A 589-nucleotide genomic window follows, 5' to 3' on the forward strand; every position below is an offset into this window, starting at 1 on the left:
TTGGCATTTCCAATGACTTACCTCGCCCATCGCGGTTTAGCGCGCTTTGTATTGTCTTCTAAGATCAAAAATGCCGACTTTACCGATGTGGTTGAAGAACACTTTGGCGCAAAAGCGGGACGTTCAATCTCTTTGCTTTATTTTCTATCGATTTTTCCAATCCTGTTAATTTACGGCGTGGGCATCACCAATACTGTAGACAGCTTTATGGTGAACCAAGCGGGAATGGAAGCCTTACCACGCGAGCTACTTTCGGGCGTATTAGTGTTCGCTTTGATTGCCATTATGATGGCTGGCGAAAAAGTGATGCTGCGCGCGTTTGCCGTTATGGTGTACCCACTTGTTGCGATTCTCGCTTTCCTCTCATTCTACTTAATGCCGAACTGGACAATGCCCGTGCTTGATACACCGGACATGGGTGCGTTTGCGAGCACAATGTGGTTAGCCGTTCCTGTTGTGATTTTCTCGTTTAGCCATGCAGCAGCGATCTCTAGCTTTGCCAATGTTCAGCGCCGACACTACGGCGATGATGCCGATGCAAAAGCCGAACTGATTTTACGTCGCACGAGCATCATGCTTATCGCATTCG

At 48.0% G+C, this 589-nt stretch carries 1 pseudogene; it reads left to right on the top strand.

Features of this window, described 5'->3' with window-relative positions:
• Positions 1 to 589, top strand: a pseudogene (locus tag R7O13_RS28970) (HAAAP family serine/threonine permease); the annotation flags it as partial.

It is taken from the genome of Vibrio sp. Y176, from assembly GCF_033438945.1.